The 17426-nt window shown below is 63.5% G+C and carries 12 protein-coding genes; 4 read left to right on the top strand and 8 right to left on the bottom strand.

The features are described 5' to 3' along the window. Positions 1-157: 157 nt before the first annotated feature. Positions 158-3394: a serine/threonine-protein kinase gene (locus SINAC_RS04215; protein WP_015244451.1), complete on the top strand. Its 3237-nt coding sequence runs from the start codon at positions 158-160 to the stop codon at positions 3392-3394. A 118-nt stretch (positions 3395-3512) separates the two neighbouring features. Here SINAC_RS04215 and SINAC_RS40780 read toward each other — a convergent pair whose 3' ends face one another. Together SINAC_RS40780 and SINAC_RS04205 are read right to left on the bottom strand one after the other, a co-directional pair. Further along, on the bottom strand, positions 3513-4067 hold the full coding sequence (locus SINAC_RS40780) for a hypothetical protein (protein WP_015244450.1): 555 nt from the start codon (positions 4065-4067) through the stop codon (positions 3513-3515). A gap of 142 nt (positions 4068-4209) precedes the next feature. Beyond that, entirely contained in the window at positions 4210-5355 is a 1146-nt protein-coding gene (locus SINAC_RS04205; protein ID WP_015243931.1) for an ISAs1 family transposase, read from the bottom strand. Positions 5356-5728: 373 nt separating this feature from the next. On the opposite strand from SINAC_RS04205, the gene SINAC_RS04200 reads away from it, so the two are divergent. Both SINAC_RS04200 and SINAC_RS04195 read left to right on the top strand, forming a co-directional pair. Then, positions 5729-6637 (top strand): RimK-like protein, encoded by a 909-nt coding sequence (locus tag SINAC_RS04200; protein WP_015244449.1) that lies wholly within the window; start codon positions 5729-5731, stop codon positions 6635-6637. Positions 6638-6684: 47 nt separating this feature from the next. Next, positions 6685-7398 (top strand): 3'-5' exonuclease, encoded by a 714-nt coding sequence (locus SINAC_RS04195; RefSeq protein ID WP_015244448.1) that lies wholly within the window; start codon positions 6685-6687, stop codon positions 7396-7398. A 132-nt stretch (positions 7399-7530) separates the two neighbouring features. On the opposite strand, the gene hisG is transcribed toward SINAC_RS04195, so the two are convergent. The 6 genes from hisG to SINAC_RS04165 all read right to left on the bottom strand — a co-directional run bounded on the left by hisG (position 7531) and on the right by SINAC_RS04165 (position 16156). After that, on the bottom strand, positions 7531-8580 hold the full coding sequence (gene hisG / locus SINAC_RS04190) for an ATP phosphoribosyltransferase (RefSeq protein WP_015244447.1): 1050 nt from the start codon (positions 8578-8580) through the stop codon (positions 7531-7533). Beyond that, on the bottom strand, positions 8580-10115 hold the full coding sequence (locus SINAC_RS04185; protein ID WP_015244446.1) for a histidine--tRNA ligase: 1536 nt from the start codon (positions 10113-10115) through the stop codon (positions 8580-8582). Before SINAC_RS04185 ends, hisG begins: the two co-directional genes overlap by 1 nt. Then, positions 10112-11485, bottom strand: coding sequence for a histidine--tRNA ligase (hisS, locus tag SINAC_RS04180; RefSeq protein ID WP_015244445.1), 1374 nt, complete (start codon positions 11483-11485; stop codon positions 10112-10114). Before hisS ends, SINAC_RS04185 begins: the two co-directional genes overlap by 4 nt. Before the next feature lie 320 nt (positions 11486-11805). Further along, positions 11806-12879, bottom strand: coding sequence for a hypothetical protein (locus tag SINAC_RS04175; RefSeq protein ID WP_237722473.1), 1074 nt, complete (start codon positions 12877-12879; stop codon positions 11806-11808). Positions 12880-13462: 583 nt separating this feature from the next. Continuing rightward, complete coding sequence (locus SINAC_RS04170; RefSeq protein WP_015244443.1) at positions 13463-14242, bottom strand: alpha/beta hydrolase; 780 nt, start codon at positions 14240-14242, stop codon at positions 13463-13465. 318 nt (positions 14243-14560) lie between these two features. Then, complete coding sequence (locus SINAC_RS04165; protein WP_015244442.1) at positions 14561-16156, bottom strand: CARDB domain-containing protein; 1596 nt, start codon at positions 16154-16156, stop codon at positions 14561-14563. A 312-nt stretch (positions 16157-16468) separates the two neighbouring features. On the opposite strand from SINAC_RS04165, the gene SINAC_RS04160 reads away from it, so the two are divergent. Further along, the gene (locus SINAC_RS04160; RefSeq protein ID WP_020465908.1) at positions 16469-17371 is read left to right on the top strand and encodes a VTT domain-containing protein; all 903 of its coding nucleotides are present in this window, start codon (positions 16469-16471) and stop codon (positions 17369-17371) included. Positions 17372-17426: the final 55 nt, after the last annotated feature.

Here is a 17426-nt window from a genome sequence, read left to right as displayed (position 1 = left end):
CGAATCCTCCGGCGTCGCACTACAATATATTATCGCTCCTGCACCTATAAATTCAACTCAGTTGTGAGGAGGTTGTCTTTCCTCCAACCGACCGCCTCGTCGTAACGCGTTCGGCACCTCGAATGAATTGGTCCTCTAAGCTAAGGTAAGCGAATCGATGAAAATTCCCACCTCGGCCTCGGGTCAATCGGGCGACTCCAAGCACAAGAAGGGGTTCTCGGACGATTTGAACTTCCATGACGACTGGAACCCGACGGAAGCGACGCAAGGTGGGGGAACCGAGTACGATTCGCTCCGCATCTTCACCTCATTCCGTAGCGTGGATCAGAGACGCTCGTCGATCCCCAATACCCGATCCACGGCCGACGCCGAACTCATTAATGCGTTCACATTTAGCGATAAAAGTGAAGATCCAGATGGGCAGGACGCAGGCAACGCCGGACTGCAAGTTCCCTCGCCCCCGCAGGAGGTCGAGCGGCCACTGGTTCTCCCCAAGCCGGGCGAGCAGATGGGGGGCTTCCTGATCGTGGGGGAACTGGGCCGGGGGACCTTCGCACGGGTCTATCTCGCCAGGCAGGAGAGCCTGGGCAACCGCCTCGTGGCCCTCAAAGTCTCGCGGGCCGTGGGCGACGAGCCGGAGATCCTGGCCCGGCTCCAGCACAGTCACATCGTCCCGATTCACTCGGTTCATGACGACCCCGTGACCGGTCTTCGGATGATGTGCATGCCTTACCTGGGGGGGGCCAACCTCGCGCAGGTGCTTGAAGCCGTCGAATCGAAACGGACCGTCCTGGCGAATGGGCGCAGCCTCGTCGACGCGCTTGACGCCGTCAGTCAACGCCTCCAATCAACGACGGGATTGAGTCGGTCGGCCCGGTCGATTCGCTCCTTCCGATCACTCCCCTTACCCTCGGCGCGGGTTTCGCCCAACGCAACGACACGGCTTGCGACCGAACCCGAACCGGGGTCGGAGCCACCGCCGGCCCCCTCATTCCTGACACGTTCTCTCGCGACCGACGCAGGCCGCTCGTTCGGCTCGATCCCATCACTCTGGACCCGGATCTCGGGACGGAGCCGGCCAACTCCGAGCGACGCTTCGGAACGGGACGAACGCGAGATCGACCAGCCTTCGAGGCAGTTCCTCCGCGGCGCAAACCACATTCAAGCCGCCGTCTGGATCGTCGCCCGATTGGCCGAAGGGCTCGATCACGCGCATTCGAAGGGATTGCTGCACCGCGACTTGAAGCCGTCGAACATCTTGATCACCGACGACGGCACACCGATGCTCCTGGACTTCAACCTCGCGACTCTTCAGAGGATGAGCAGCGCCGAGGACGGAGCTAAGACGACGCTCGGCGGCACGCTGGTGTTCATGGCCCCCGAACACCTGGACGCCTTCCACCCCAACGGAGCTACCCCGCCCGATGCGGTCGGCGAGCAGGCCGACCTCTATGCCCTCACCTTGATCCTCTTCGAGATGATCGCAGGTGAAATTCCGTTCCCAGAGCCCCCGAGCACACTCCCGCTCCATGAGATCATCCAGCTGATGATCGCCCAGCGCCGCCGAGTACCGTCGCTCCGTGCCGCCTGCCCGCAAGTCCCTTGGAGCCTCGACTCGATCGTCGCCAAGTCCCTCGATCCCGACCCAAGCCGGCGACACGCGCGGGCCCGCGACCTCGGCGAGGACCTCCGCCGGTTCCTCGACGACCTCCCGCTAAAATACGCGCCCGAACCTAGTCTGCGCGAACGAGCCGCCAAGTGGATCCGCCGCCATCCAAGCACGACCAGCTCGACCTCGGTCGCGTTGCTCGCCCTCGTCCTCCTCTGCGCCGCGGGGGGGGTGATCTCGCTCCTCTCGAATAGCCTGCAAGGTTTCCAGGCCCGGCACAATTTCCGCAACTTCCAATCGGAGTTCAGCGAATGCCAGCTTCGCCTGAACACCACCAGCGGACCCGTCGAGCACCTGGGTAAAGGGATCACGATCGCTCAAAAAGCCCTCGACCACGAAGGGGCGGGACTCTGGAACGAGACACAGCAAGGGTCCTGGACCCGTTGGCTCACGGCCAACGAACAAAGGCTATTCCGCGAGCAGATGGTGGAGTTGATCCTGCTCGAAGCGCGGGCGAAAACCTACCTGGCGAAAAAAGAAGGCTCCGAAGCTGATCAGCGGGAAGCGCTCGAGTGGGCGGTCCAATGGCTCGATCGCGCCGAGCGAATCGATCCTCGGCCCACGCCGGCTCTCTATGGCGACCGGGCCCGCTACCTCGCCGCGCTCGGCCTGGCGGAACGAGCCGGCAAGGACCGTGCGAGCGAGGCGCGAACTCCACCGAAGAGCAGCCGAGACTTCGCGCTCCTGGGCACATCGCTGCTGGTCAAGCGGGACTGGGAGCAAGCTGAGGTCGCCTTGCTCCACGCGGTCGAGTTGGATAAACGCCGGTTCTGGGCCTGGTTCGGCCTGGGATATTGCCGGTTCGAGCAAGGGCGATACCTCGAAGCGGCCGGCAACTTCGCCGTCTGCACAGCGCTTGAGCCCGAGTTCGCCTGGCCCTACATGAACCAGGGGTTGGCATTGGCCTGCGCCGGAAGGCTCGGCGAGGCTTTGAGCGCCTACAACCAGGCGCTCCGCCATAACCCCCAATTCCCCGAAGCACTGGTCAATCGTGCCTTGACCCAGCTCGAGTTAGACAACCTGTCAGGCGCGGAAGCCGACCTGAACCGGGCAATCAAGCTCGGTCGCAAAGAGCCGAACGTCCTGGCAGCTCTGGGTGAAGTCCTCGCCCGACTCGGCCGCCGCGACGAAGCTGAGCAATTGTACGCCCGCCTGCTCAAGACCGACCCTGAGAACCAGGCGTTCCGAGTCGCCCGGGCCGTGCTCCGGCTCAAGGCCGACCCCGCAGGCTGCCGCCAGGACCTCGACCGTGTCCTCGAGCGCAACCCCCGCAACGCCCGCGCCCTCTACGTCATGGCTCGGCTCGTTCAGGAGAACGACCGCCCCAAGGCCTTGGCCTACGTCGTCCAGGCCCTCGAGGCCGATCCGGGCCTGGGTGACGCGCTCCAGCTTCGCGCACTGCTCCGAGCCCGCCTGGGCCATCTGAACGCCGTCGATGACGTCGAGCGCCTCGTCCAGGCGCCCACGGCCAACCGCCTCTATAACGGTGCCTGTGCCCTGGCGATCCTCGCCGAAACGACTGCCAACGCGCAGTTTGCAGGCCGTTCGCTCGCCCTCCTGGGCCGTTCACTCGAAGCGGGCTTCTCCCCCGTCAGGGCCGCCACCGACCCGGACCTGAAACCCCTCCGAGAGCTCCCGGAATTCCAAGCGTTGATTCATAAGCAACGAGAGGCCACCCACCCCCCTACAGGCAAGCGAAATCTCAAAGGCGAGCGGGGAGCGTGAAATGCCTAATTTTCGGGTCAACTCCAAAGCGAACGCCCCAAGACAGAGCATTCACACTCCTCGCTCGCCTAAAGACGGTCCAGGACTCTTCGTATCCAAAAAAACACATGTTTCAATTCTATGACCCCGCCTTCCTCAACGGGGGAAAGCTGGTAACCCCGCCTTCTTCTCCAACGGCGTAAGTCGTGGCTCCGCCTTCCTCGCCGGCCGCATAGGTGGTAACCCCGCCTTCTTCTCCGACGGCGTAAGTCGTGGCCCCGCCTTCCTCGCCGGCCGCATAGGTGGTGGTAACCCCACCTTCTTCACCAAACGCGTAAGTCGTGGCCCCACCTTCCTCGCCGGTCGCATAGGTGGTGGTAACCCCACCTTCCTCACCGAACGCGAAGGTGGTGACCCGTCCTGCCTCGCCCCAACGTCGGGTGGTGGAGAAAGGGTAACGACGAGGCGGAGACTGAGGGATCCCTCCTTCTTCGCCGAGCGCAAACGTCGTGGGCTGCCTCCGACGCTGGTCGATGTTCGATTGAGCCGAAGCGGTTCGCCCCAAGAGCGTCGTTACAACGCCAGCTGCGGCAGTGAATATCCAGGTGAGAACGGACCGACGATCGGTCCGTGTGGCACTCGTCGCGAGGTCTTCGTTGCAAGGCGTATTGAGTCCGTCGAAGGGATGTCTCATTGCTCGGTCCTCGGACTGGATTGATTCGGAAGTCTCATCATTCATCAAAGAGTGCGGTAATTTACCGCACCGCTTGCATTCCGATGGATGCCAGAGAACTCTTGAATGTGAGAATCTCCCTCCAAGACAGGGCCAGCGCATATCAAACACGCTGTAGTGAAAGGACTTGCGTGAGGTAGTCCGTATTAATCATACAGGACATCATCTTTCCACGTAGGCTATCCTTGTCGGGATGACGCTTCAGCAGCGTCACGGCGAACCGCCGAAGCCAGCTCAAGTTGTTCCCCAAAGTCCGCTCGCGAGTGCGGTGCTCATCTTCGCGAAAGTTCACATCGAGTACCCAGTGCATCGACTCGATACTCCAGTGACCGCGGACCGCTTCGCCGAAACGCTTGCCGCTCAGATAGTGGCTGCTGAGATAGTAACGCACCTCGTCCGACTCCGTCCCATCGGCATGCTGCGTGATTCGCACCGCATAGCCAATTGCCTTGATCCAGGGCCAATCCTTCAGCGGCGCGAAATCAGTCGGCACCTTGACCAGATAATAGGAACGCTCGTCGATGCGGCCGTGCCCGGCATCACGGGTCTCGTCGTATCGATAGTGGAGGTCCTCGAGATCGCGTTCCAGGTGGTCGAGGAAGAACGCTTGGATCGCGGTTGCGAGCTTCGGCTGATTGTCTTTGACGGCGATCACGCAGTCGCCGCCACCGTCAACGATCTGCTCGACAATCGCTTTCTGGCAGCCCATCGCGTCGATCGTGATGAGCGTATCCGTGAGGTCAATCTGCTCGAGAAGTTTTGGGATGGCTGTGATCTCGTTGGACTTGGCGTCGGTGGCCACCTGACCCAGCGCAATGCCCTGCTCGCTGGCCCAGGCGCTGACAATGTGCAGATTGCCAAGACCTTTGGCCGCATCGTGCGATCCGCGACAGGCTTTGCCGTCGATAGCGACGTGTCGGCGGGAGTTCTCAGTGTCGGCGGGGATCGCGTCGCAGATCCAGTCCTGGAAGCAGCGTTGAAAGGCTTCGGGTTTCAGCGCCATGAGCAAGCGTCGGATGCAATCCCGTGAGGGGATGCCGTTGGGCAGGGCCAGATGCAGGGCCAGCCAGGACTCACGATTCTTGGCCCAGCGATGAATGGCGGTAGGGCCATCGCATCCGCAGATGACGGCGCAGACCGCGATGACAGCGATATCGACCATCAAGTGCCGACGATTGCGTGCGTGGCGGGGATCGGAGAGCGATTCGAAATAAGAGCCGATGGAGCCGACATCGACGGGCTTGGCCATGGGAGGCATCCTGGGATCGGTCGGTGTCGGCCTCCGCACACCCGGAGTGCAGTAAGCCGATTCACGAGGACCGATTCAAAGATAACGAGCCACGGTCTGTCGCGCCAGACTACTCAGGCCGCACAGTTATACGCGCTGGCCCTGCCCTCCAAGAATAGTCGCGATCGTCGCATGTCTCCCGACACTCCCGCATCTCCGCTGTTGACGTTTAGCGGATCGTTACAAGACAATAGCCGCAAGCCGCGCGCCGTTTGGAGCCAAGAACCGGACTGACGACCACGGTGACGTCTGGACTTGACGAGCCAAAGATGGGCGGACCTCAACTCTTTCCCGTTGAGTTTTGAATGGAATCGCGAAAGTTGAGTTCTCGGCAATGACCGTATTGATCCTCGGAGGCGCGGATGACGAGCATGCAGCCCACATGCTTCGATACCTTCACGCAAACGGGCAAGACGCCGAATTACTCGATAGCCGTGATTTCCCCCAGCGCATGCAGCTCTCGTTCGATCCGAAGCGTGAGACGGGTTCGATCCACTTGCCCGGCGGCCGGAGACTGGACCTCGCACAGATCCGATCCATCTATTGGCGATGCTATCATGGCATCTCGGGATCGCCCTTGCGCGATCCCGAGCAAGCCTACATCGCGGCCAACGACGCGCGAGGGTTGCTGGAGTCGCTGCTGATCCGGCTTCCCGCTCGTTGGGTAAACAGTTGGGCCGCATTTCAGTTGCACCGGACCAAACCGGTGCAACTTGCAATCGTGGCCGCCCTGGGCGTTCCCGTGCCGGAGACGCTGCTGGCCAACGACCCCGAGTCGGTTCTGGCCTTCAGCCATCGTCATCCCCGCTCGATCTTCAAACCGGTGCAGGGGGGGGCCCACGCCCGACGTCTGACCAAGGCTCATCTTGAAGAGCGCAACCTGGCCAACTTGGCTTATGCCCCCGTGACGCTCCAAGAGGAAATTCCAGGGACGAACATCCGCGTCTTCGTCGCGGGCGAACACGTCCTTGGTTGCGAAATCCGCACGGCCGAACTCGATTTTCGTGATGACCCGAACCAGCAAGTCCTCCCCCATTCCCTGCCACCCGAGGTCGAGACCATGTGCCTCCGGATCGCTCGCGCTCTGGAGCTCTTGTGGACGGGGATCGACCTTCGCCTGACGCCCGAAGGGAGCTATATCTTCCTGGAGGCCAATCCCAGCCCGATGTTCCTCGGCTTCGAACGGCTGGCCGGATTGCCACTGACCGAAAGCCTGGCGACTCTGCTACTCCAAGCGGAGTGAGTTCATCACTTGGCAACGCTCTCATCAATGATACGCGAGTTTTTTCTATGCCTTGTCGTCCGAGCGGCGTCCTTCACCAGATCATTCACGAGACTCCGATCGCAGTCCTCGACTTTGAGACGACCGGATTGACTCCCGGGTTCGATCGCGTGGTCGAAGTGTCCGTCGTTCGCGTCGACCCAGGCTCACCGCCGCGACTGATGTTGGACACCTTGATCAACCCCGATCGGCGAATGGCGGCCACCGAGGTCCACGGCATCACCGACCAAGCGGTGGCCGATGCTCCCCGATTCAAGGACGTGGCGGACGACCTCCTCCATGCCCTTTCGGGCTGCGTGCTCGCCGCCCACAACGTCTACTTCGACCTTCGATTTCTTCGGTTCGAGTTGGATCGATTAGGTCTCTTCCAGGAAGTCCCCCACCTCTGCACGATGCACTCACGCCCCTTGCTCGGACTCAAGGCATGCGGCCTCGATGATGCCTGCAAGGCCGACCAAATCGCCTTCACTCCAACCCACAGCAGCCGGTCGGATTCTACAGCAGCCGCCCTCTTGTGGATGCGTTATCGCGACGCATTCAAGGATCGCCGCGTGCTCACGTTCCATGATTTAACCAAACTCGGAAAGAAGTACAAATTCTTCTCAAGCTTCGAATGCGGCCCCTTGACCTCCACTCGAAAGGCGAAGAAGCGTTCCACCTCTCTGAAACCACGGATGCCGCTCGAGCCAGAATACGAACGGACCTTCGGCGCAATCGGCTAAGAGGCTTTGCAGCCTCGACGGGGCTGCAAAGCCTCTTGATCCAAGTCATTCCTGATCCCAGAGAACTCCACCCTGGCCAGGAACACTCACCCCGTTGGGGTTGCAAAATGCGGAGATGACTCTTTCGGACTGTCAGCCGCTGGCGCGCTCGCCAAGTTCCGAGAGCCTCGCCTTGAGGCTATCGAACGTGGAGTGCCCGTCGCGATCAAAGACGAACCGGGTGGGGAGGCCCACAACGCGGTTGGCACCAAGCTCAAAGAGCCGGCGCTGACATGCGGTCAGCCGCTTGGCGGCCACCAGGGCCGTGACGCGCCAGCCTGGGGCACTCTGGTCGTCCCAGACCTCGCCACGGGCAATGTGCTGGGCCCCTTGGTCGCGCAGGTAGGCAGCCACCATCGCGGCGGTCTCGGGGCCGGGAGCGGCAGGGCTGCCCACCACTTCAAGGTGGAGCCAGCCTTCCGAGGCGCGAACACCGTCCATCGCGTCGAGCAGAAGGGCGAGCGGCCCGGTCTCGCCTTCAGCAGCCAGCGCGGCCAGGCCGGGAGCATGGCCGATCAGGCACGAGGCCGAGTCGAGGACGGTCCCCCCTTCGATCTCACGGAGGCGATTGTCCTTCAGCGTCGTCCCCGAACTGGTCAGGTCGACGATCACGTCGGCGATCCCGAGGCTCGGGTGCAGCTCCAGCGCTCCGTCGGAGTCGATCAACTGGTAGTAATAGATGCCCCACTTGCGGAAGTAAGCCTGGGTCAAGGCTGAGTACTTGGTCGAGACCCGGAAGGTCTTGCCGCTCGCCTTGAACTCAGCGGTCAAATCCACAAGATCAATGATGTGCGAAACGTCGATCCAGCTCTCGGGAACGGCGACGACCAGGCGGCAGCCGCCGTAGCCGAGGTCGGGCACGACCACGGTGGTCCGCGCGGACTCGGCCGCGCGTTCGGCGAAGAGGTCCATGCCGGTCACCCCCAGGTGGCAGCGGCCCTCTTCGACCTGGGTCACGATATCGGTCGGTCGCATAAAGACGACGTGGAACCGCGGGTGGCCCGCGATCGTCGCCTCATATTGACGGTCACTGGCGCGTCGGACCTTGTAGCCGGCCGTTTTGAGGATCTCGACGACCCCCTCGTACAGGTGCCCCTTGGAGGGTACGGCCAGGCGAATCGGGTCAATGGTCGGCGTGGTCATCAGCGGCGGCCCTCGGCCTCGGCGCGGGCCAAACGGACGAGATCGGAAACGGAACTCGCAGCCCGGGTCGAGTTCGCCAGGTCGTGCACAGTGATCCCATTCGGCGCATCAAGCGAACCGGTCACGACGACGACCGATGCCAGGCCGAGCGACTTCGCCAGTGCGATCGCCTCGTCAAGTCCACGGTCGATCGACAAGACAGCGCGGGCTTGCTCGTTACGGAGCCGGGTCGCGAGCTGAACTCCGGCTTGGTGTGCCGCGGTCGTGGTGGCGACGACCAGGAACCCGCTCGGCGCGAGTGCCGAGGAGGTGCGTCCCTGGGCATCGAGGACTTGCGCCAGCCGTTCCAGGCCGAAGGCAAACCCAACCCCTCGGTCGTCACGATCACTGCCCAGCACGCGGGCCAGGCCGTCGTACCGGCCCCCTCCACAGACTTCGACTTTCCCCTCGGGCGTGGGCACGAGGAGCTCGAAGATCATCTGGGAGTAGAAGCCAATGCCCCGGCCGAAGCCGAGGTCGAGCTCGACGCGGTCGAGCCCGACGCCGTAGTCGCTGAGCGTGCGGACCAAGGTCCGCAAGGCCGCGACCGACTCGGGGGCACTCGACTCATAGTCGCGCGCCAGGCGAGCGAGGACGACGTCGGGGTGCCCCTTCAATTCGGCAAGGTCGTGGACCTGCGCCCGAACCCGCTCCAGGGCGCTGAGCAGGCCGTGGCTGAGGTCCCACTTGCGGCGGAGCCGGTGGACGATCTCGTGCCCCGACCGCCGGCCGGTGACCACCGGGACGAGGGTGCGGAACAGACGGTCGATACCGACGTCGTCAGCCCGTTCGACCGCGTTGGGAATCTCGACCGCCTCAGCGGTCTGCAGCCAGCCTGAGAGCTGCTCCAGGCCCCGCTCCAGGGCTCGAACGTCGCGGCCGTCGGAGGCCGCCTCGCTGAGCATCTCGATCAAGGCCGACGCCAGCGGGACCGGCAGCCCCGATCGCTCGAGCATCTCGAGGATCAGGCCAACGTGACCGAGGCGGATCGTCGCCCCTTCGACCCCCGCCTGGGCCAGGGCCCAGTCGGCCAGCCAGATGACCTCGCCATCGGCCACGGGTCCCGAGTCTCCCAGCTTCTCGACCCCCACCTGCTGGAACTCGCGGAGGCGACCGGGACGGGGCGTCTCGTAGCGGAAGACGGGGCCGGAGTGGCTGACTCGCCAGGGGAGGGGAGGGGGCTCCGCCGCAGCCGTATAGGCACGCACGATCCCGGCCGTCAGCTCGGGGCGGAGACAGACGCCGGGCTGCCCGGTGCCCGAGAGTTCGAACAGCTTCGCCACAATCCCGGCGCCGCTTTTTCGCTCATGGAGCTCGGTGAATTCCAGCACAGGGGTCTTCAGCGGCTCGTAACCGGCCCGGGCGAACCGGTCGAGCAGCAAGCTCTCGAGTGCGGCGAGCCGGGCCTGTTCGCCGGGCAGCCAGTCGCGCGTGCCCCGGACCGTGTCAATGGGACGCTCCGCGACGGGAGCGATCGAAGAGGGTTCACGGCTCATGACGACGTCCCCTCAATGGCCTTCAATGCCTCAGCGATCGCCGTCTCGAGGTCGGCCTGAGGGATCCCCTTCTGCTCTTGGCGCGTGGCGAGGTTCCGCAAGTTGAAGACTTCGGAGGCCCGTTCATCGGGTCCGACAATCACCGCCAGCTTGTGACCTCGGGCCGAGCCATAACCCATCTGCTTCCCGACCTGAAGTGGCTCGGGGAAGACTTCGGCCCCCAGGCCCGCAGCCCGCAAGCGAGCCGCAAGCGCGACGGGAGTCACAGGATCGACGCCTGGAAAATTCGCGATCAGGATCGGCACCGTGGTCAAGGCCCCCTTCAGCCACCCTGCCTCTTCCATCAAGGCCAGGAGCCGGTCGAGCCCGATCGACGCCCCCACACCCGGCAGTCGGCGCTCGGTGAACAGGCTCGCGAGGTTGTCGTACCGGCCCCCCGAGGCAATGCTCCCGAACCGTTCCCAACCATTCACCGTCGTCTCGAAGACGACCCCCGTGTAATAGTCGAGCCCACGAGCCAGACCGAGGTCGATCCTCACACGTCGGGAAGGAACACCGGCGGCCTCGAGCAAGCTGAGGACCTCACGAAGATTCTTGATCCCGTCGGCCGCCCTGGGATGAGCCCCCAAGGTTTCTTCAGCCTGGGTCAAGACCTCGGCCCCACCCCGCCCTTGCTCGACAAAGTCGAGGACCCGATTGGCCTGGTCTTCCGAAAGACCGGCGCCACGTTCGGTCGACTCCGCATCGCCCTTCCGCAGTTCGTCGGCCACCTTCTCGCGGCCGATCTTGGCGAGCTTGTCGAGGGCTCGGAGCACCGAACCGGTGCGGTCGGCCAAACCGAGCGTGTCGAGCATGCCGTCGAGGATCTTGCGGTTGTTCAGCGTGATCGTGAACTCGGCGACCCCGGCTGACGCCAGGGCGTCGTGGATGACCTGGGCCGTCTCGGCATCGGCCAAGGCACTTTCGGTCCCGACAGTGTCGAAGTCACACTGCATGAACTCGCGGAATCGCCCCTTGGCAGGCCGCTCGCCACGGAAAACCGAGCCGATTGCATACCGCTTGAACGGGACGCCCAACTCATTGACGTGCTTGGCCACAAACCGGGCCAGCGGCACCGTCAGGTCGAACCGCAAGGCGAGCTCGCCCGGGGTGCCCCCTTTATTGGTGACGTCGAAGATCTGGCGGAGGACCTCGTCCGATCCTGCCCCTTTGCCCGTCAAGACTTCCATCCGCTCGATGTGCGGGGTCTCGATCGGCAGATACCCGAAGGAGGCGAAGGTCTTGCGGAAGCTGGCGAGCATCCGCTCGCGCGGAATCATCACCGAAGGGGGGATATCCCGCAGCCCGCTGGCGACGCGGGGATCGATCATGGCAGGCGTATCCTTCCGAAAGGCGAGGCCGATACGTAGCGTAGGTCGAGGAGGCCCAGAAACACTCCCTCCTGGTGCGTCGCGCGGCGACGCCGCCTGCCCCGGAGGAAGATGTCCACGACCGGTCCGATCGTAGCAAACCGTTCCCCCGAAGACAAGATACGGCAAACAGCAGTCGGCCAGCGAAACTTCGGGAAAGTCCACGAACCCCGTTCATTCCGCCACTTCAAGGCGATCGGAAATCACTTTTCCTGGGACGGCGGGCCGCCCGTGGTCCCAGGGCTGGACTCAAACCACGGGTTACCGGATCCCCCTACGACCTACGGCTTCGAGACGCGAACGTCGGGGAGGTTGCGGAGACTGGATTGAACCTTCACCATGAGCGTGGCCTGGGCATCATCATAAAGCACACGCTCGAATTCGCGGCGTCGGCGTGCGTCGGTCGCAAACCGGCTCGCCGTAAACGCGGACAGGCTGGGGATCGAGGGCTGCGTCTGCGCCAGGAGCGGGCCCACTTGCCAGATCGACGAGCCTTCCCGGTTCAGCATCAGTCGGAGCGACAGGCTACTGAGTTGGCTCCCCGTGTTGAGGTAGGACCCATTTTGCCGTTCCACCACCTCGACCGCGACGTGGTAGGGGGCCCTTGTCTTCCAAAGCGAATTCCAAGACGACGAAGGCCGGTCCGTCACATAGCCATGTTGCCGTAGGAGGGGACTCAACACAGGTTGCAGCGTGGTCTGATAGGATTGGGGCGTTCCGAGGGTAAATTGCCCCTGCGGCGGGTCGAAGATCACGCCGCGCTGGTCGATCAGCGCAACCACGATCGCGTGCGCATCATTTTGAAGTTGACTCTGAACGGCCGGGGCGAGTTCCTCGGCCGTTTTGACCAGGCGATCGCAAAGGTCGATGGCCTCATTGGGCTGCCCCGCACCCACGGCCTGTCTCGCGGCGGCCAGATCGGCCTCGGCCCACTGCCGCCGGGTCCGTTCAAGCCGCTCGCGAAGCGTCCCCTCAAGGCCTTCGAGCGACCCATCACGCCAAGTTCGCGCCAGCAAGGCCTTATAGGTAGCGATCGCCGCCGCCGGCGCGGCCTTGGCCGCCGACTCGAGCTGAGCCACCGCCGCCCGTCGCACGAATTTGTCCCTGAGGCGTTGGAGTTCTTCCAACCGAGCAGGGCGAAGCGAATCGAGTCGAGCCGCCTCGGCGATCGCGTCTTGGATCGCTTTGACCGCCGCGTCGAATCGCGCGGCATTCTCCTCGGCCTCCGCCTCGGCGACGAGTGCCGTCAGCCTCCCCTCAACTCGTTGACGGCTCCGGGCCCGGAGGATCCCTCGGGTCCCGGCCACCACCAACAAGAGGGTCACGACCGCCACGCCCCCCCACGCCCAGGTCACCCACTTGGGCCGCCGTCCTCGGGAAAACCGCGCGCGACGTACCACCGCTCGAGGTAGGAAAGGAACCTCCACCCACGTTTCACACCAGCCGCAACGCAACTGGCGGCCCGCCGTGGTCCCCTTCAACTTCAGCTCGTTACCACACTCCGGACAGGCAAACGATCCGCCCCCGCCCATCCCAGGTGACTCCGCGACAGTCAAGACATGATCGCGCACCGACCACGCAAGCTGGATTCAACAACATCATCCCTTACGAGAGTGATCTGTCGTGAGATGAAGAGGGCATATCGACGCCCCGCTTACATAAGAGAAGAACGGACTGGTCGTCCTTCCCTTAGGAATGACGTGAATTGTATCAAGTCAACGCCAAAAAGGGGGATAACGAGAATGAGTTTGACGAAGCAGAACGCTTCGCAAAAGAAAGCGAAGGTCGTGCGGGGTGGGCAATAGCCCACCAGCGCCCGCCTCAGAAGGGCAGGGGGGCGAGCGATCAGCGAGTCTCTCGGCGACGAACATGCGGAGTGGGCCGCAACGACCCGACAAGTGAAGTCGTGCGGCGGCCCGCAGAATGCGAAGCGGAGGCTCACTCTTCGTTGGTGCAGTGATTGATGAGCCAGGTATCCACGTCCGCAAGCATCGGCGAGGTCAGACGGTGGGCACAGGGGTAGGACTGGAATGCAACCCGGAGCCCCCCCGCGCGGAGGACGCGGACATCGCGGCGGGCGGACTGGACCGGAACCCGGGCGTTCCATTCACCATGGACCACCAAGATCCGCAGGTCACGACAGGCCTTGAGCCGAGCCAAGGGGCGGAAGCCACCCGGGAGCCAGCCGTTGATCGCCACCACACCCGCGAACCGCTCGGGGTAGCTCAAGGCGATCCGATAGGCGACGGCCGCCCCTTCTCCGCAACCCACCAGAAAGATGCGCTCGGAGTGAACGTGCAAGGCACGACGGGTCTGACGGATCGACGAAAACAGGCCGTCTTCCAGCGAATCGATCGCGTCGGGAGCGCCCTCGATCAGTCGTTGGCGAACGATGTCTGCTTCCGAGAGCGAGGCAAAGGGACGCGGCACGCGACGATCGGGGCGGGCAAACTCCGCGCCCCAGCTAAATCCGTCCGCACGTCCTCGCTTGATCGCCGGCTCAGGCCCCCGCAAGCTCAGCCCCACATAGTTTCGCCAGCTCAGCGCCGGCATCGACCGCACCATCTGCTGCTCGTCCCCCCCCCGGGCATGGAGAAGCACAAGCAGAGGATAGGGATAGTTGGGCTCATAACGCTGGGGAACGAAACGCGCTTCCTCGAGCGATCCCGTCCCGGTCGTCGTCTCGTGGAAGGGGGCGTTCAACCGGTCGCTGGACATCGTCGAGGTGCTCCTCGGTGGCAAGCAGGCAAGATGGCGTCCATCCCGTCAATCGACCGGTGCGGCTCATCTCGATGGCAGAAGACCCGTTCGGTCTGCCCAAGCATAGCCAGCGAATTGCCGCTCTTCAATAAATCCCGCAGTTAATTTGGATTTTGTCTCAAGTTTTTTTTCAGAGAGCCCGAAACTGGGCAAGCTGCCAGAACCTGCCCGGATTCTAACGGTTACGCGTGAAGCCGATGTTCCCAAAAGGCATCGCGGGAGAGTCGAAACCTCCCGCGAGAAGGGTTGGCAAAACGGCATGTCTTCGACCGATCATCAGTCGAAAAGATCCTTCACGAAGTCCTTGACTTTGCCTGGGAAGACTTTGAGGTTGTGCTCGATTTTATCGACCAGGGATTTGTTCTGCGGGACAGGAGGGCGGCGATGGAGCTTGCCCTCGGCCCTGGCCTGGGCTCGCGCCTGCATCCGAGCCTGAACTCTGGCCTGCGCCTTGGTGAGCGGTTTCCCGTTCGTGAGGGTTCCCGCGGTCTGCGGTTGGCCCAAGCTCGTCCCGGTGGGAGTGGTCGGTACCGTGCTCCTGCCATCTGTCCCCAGAACCCGCAAAGTCACCGGATTCGACAGGGAGACGTTATTCGACTTCAAGGCCTCGTCAACCGCATAATCCTGGTCGATCAGGACCGCGATCTTCCCGACCCCAACGCTGTTGAGGGTGAGCCCGCTGGGAAGCCGGTTCGGCAGGTTGAGCGTCTGGATGATCTGTTGATTATAGCCGGACTTCAGGCCGTCGATCGCCGCATCGCCCAGGTAGATGGCATGGTCGAGCGATCCGTTGGCTCCCGTCAGAACGAATTTGACGTGGAACGGTCCGGCGTCGGCCCGCCCGAGGTTCTGGACCGTGGTCGTGACCTGGAAATTCTGACCCCAGGCGATCGGCTGCGACGGCGCAACGACGCCCGACGCGGCGAGGTCGGCCTTGGGAAGCTTGGCCAGTTCCGCGGCGGTCGGCCCACCCGTGATGCCGATCTGCGTGACGTCGTACCCGAGCCCCTGGGTGGGGACATGGGGGAAGAGCGGGTTGGTGATGAAGTCGGCGTCCTGGAGCACCGACAGATAGAACTGCGTATTGCCCGCCATGGCCGTGACAGGAGCGGCCGGCAGGGTGATCGTCCCCACCACATTGACCGTCTGATAGGCTGGGATGGCGGGAACGTCGAGGTAGCCGATCGTTACGTCCGACCCATTGCCTGGATTCACGGTCGTCGGTGTCAGGATGACCTGAGCACGGGTGGGAGGCGCATCGCCCGCGGCGTTGTTGCGGATCTGCGCGGTCACGCTGACCTGTTGCCCCCAGGCCGCCTGGTCGGGGTAGACCCCGAGCGACGAGCCGATCAGGCTCGAAGGCACCTTCTGGGCGATCGTGACCTTGACCGTGTCGAAACCCTGGCCGACCGCGAAGTTGTTGTTATCGTTGCTCTCGGGGATGGTATTTTGGGGATCGATCCGCGAGGTGATGTAGATCGGCTGCCCTGAAAAACCCGGGATCGCGGTCGGGGGCAGGCTGACGATCTGATCAAAGTTCGTGATCGCACCGGGATTGAGGTCGCCGGGAACGGTCGTCGTCCCGAGCAGGACCGAGCCCGGACCGGGAACCGGGGTCGTCGACGCGTAGATCGCCAGCGGGATCTGACCGGTCTGGGCACCATTGCCCTGGTTCTTGATGACCCCGGTCGCGTGGAACTTGTCGCCCCAGTCGAGCGTGTGCGCCGAGGTATCCAACGCGGCACCCACCAGGTCGGGCAAGGGATTCGCCGCGAGCAGTTGCCGGCCCTCGAGCGGTTCGAAGCGGAGTATGATCGGACCACGCCCCCAGGCGCGGCGGCGGGCGGCAGCCCGGCGGTTGTTCGACAACATTTGGGGCTTCTCCTCCTTGAGAAGACGGCTCGGCAATCGACAAGAGGACGCCCCGAGTCGAACGGGCGCCCGGTCCTGATTTGGGTGCGTCGGCGATGGGGTCGGCAACAGCCCTTCCTTGGGACTCTGCGCGGAGGCTATCCGCCAACGGCAATCCGGTCAAGACGGACTCGAACCAATCCCGAGCCGGCAGGAATCGAGAACGAGTGAGGCGATGGGTGCGCCTCTCGACGACCGGAAGGCGTTATGATACCACTTCTTTCGATGGGGTTGAGCGAGGCACGCGTGCGAACGTGCGGCAGGGAGCGGCGATTGACGGAAGCACTGATCGCAAAACTCGGATACTTGGGAATCGCGTTACTGCTCGTACTAGGCGGCCTGGGGCTTCCGGTCCCCGAGGAAGCGCCGATCATCCTGGCCGCGGTCCTCTCCAAGAGCCAGCGGATGTGGTGGCCGTTCGCCCTCACGGCGTGCTTCGTCGGCGTCCTGCTCGGCGATTTCATCGTCTATTTCATCGGCTACTACTACGGGGACAAAGTCCTCAGCCTGCCGATGACCCGCAAGCTCCTGACGTTGGAGCGTGAGACCCAGATCAAGGGTTACTTCCATCGCCACGGCTTCAAAATCCTGATCCTCGGCCGGTTCGCCGTTGGGTTTCGGACCGCCGCCTATCTCACAGCCGGCATTCTCCAGCTTCCGGTCCTGAAACTGTTCCTGACCGACGTGCTGGCGGCCTCCCTGAGCACCCTCCTGATGTTCGGGCTGGGCTACGTCTTCGCTCACCAGATCGAAGGCAGTTTCGACCAGTTGAAACACTGGCTGATGGCGATCGTGGCACTGGTGCTGGCCTTCTGGTTACTCCACCGGTTCCACAAAGGACGGCTCCGGGCCGGGCTGCGCGTCGGTCCTCCCGTCCTCGTCGCGGACGACGCCCCTCTCCCCCTCGACGACCTCCACGCCCCCCCGAAAACATCGGACACCCCCGTCGGCCCCCTCGCGCCAATCCCCACTCCCGAAATCGTGGTCGCCTCCCCGCCCGTCGCCCAGGAAACGCCCCCGAAAACACTGCCTTCCGCCGCCATCCCCGACCCCGCCGAACCGATCGTCATCGCCACTCAACCGAACCTTGAGCCAGCCCCCCATCCCCAAGACCAAGAGATCTCCCACCCCGTCGACCCGAACCGCTCCCGGTCGCTCGAATCCCATCCTCGATAAACCAGATTCCCCTCTCCTAAAGAAATAGCGGTCCCCTTTGAGTGCCCCATTGATC

The sequence above is a fragment of the Singulisphaera acidiphila DSM 18658 genome, from assembly GCF_000242455.2.
Lineage (GTDB): Bacteria > Planctomycetota > Planctomycetia > Isosphaerales > Isosphaeraceae > Singulisphaera > Singulisphaera acidiphila.
Note: the sequence above shows the minus strand (reverse complement) of the source record. Positions and strands in the feature narration are given on the sequence as shown.

What these genes read in the sequence shown, in the direction of transcription:
- SINAC_RS04215 (WP_015244451.1), top strand. Translation starts at nt 158, where the DNA reads ATGAAAATTCCCACCTCGGCCTCGGGTCAATCGGGCGACTCCAAGCAC.
- SINAC_RS40780 (WP_015244450.1), bottom strand. Translation starts at nt 4,067, where the DNA reads ATGAGACATCCCTTCGACGGACTCAATACGCCTTGCAACGAAGACCTC.
- SINAC_RS04205 (WP_015243931.1), bottom strand. Translation starts at nt 5,355, where the DNA reads ATGGCCAAGCCCGTCGATGTCGGCTCCATCGGCTCTTATTTCGAATCG.
- SINAC_RS04200 (WP_015244449.1), top strand. Translation starts at nt 5,729, where the DNA reads ATGACCGTATTGATCCTCGGAGGCGCGGATGACGAGCATGCAGCCCAC.
- SINAC_RS04195 (WP_015244448.1), top strand. Translation starts at nt 6,685, where the DNA reads ATGCCTTGTCGTCCGAGCGGCGTCCTTCACCAGATCATTCACGAGACT.
- hisG (WP_015244447.1), bottom strand. Translation starts at nt 8,580, where the DNA reads ATGACCACGCCGACCATTGACCCGATTCGCCTGGCCGTACCCTCCAAG.
- SINAC_RS04185 (WP_015244446.1), bottom strand. Translation starts at nt 10,115, where the DNA reads ATGAGCCGTGAACCCTCTTCGATCGCTCCCGTCGCGGAGCGTCCCATT.
- hisS (WP_015244445.1), bottom strand. Translation starts at nt 11,485, where the DNA reads ATGATCGATCCCCGCGTCGCCAGCGGGCTGCGGGATATCCCCCCTTCG.
- SINAC_RS04170 (WP_015244443.1), bottom strand. Translation starts at nt 14,242, where the DNA reads ATGTCCAGCGACCGGTTGAACGCCCCCTTCCACGAGACGACGACCGGG.
- SINAC_RS04165 (WP_015244442.1), bottom strand. Translation starts at nt 16,156, where the DNA reads ATGTTGTCGAACAACCGCCGGGCTGCCGCCCGCCGCCGCGCCTGGGGG.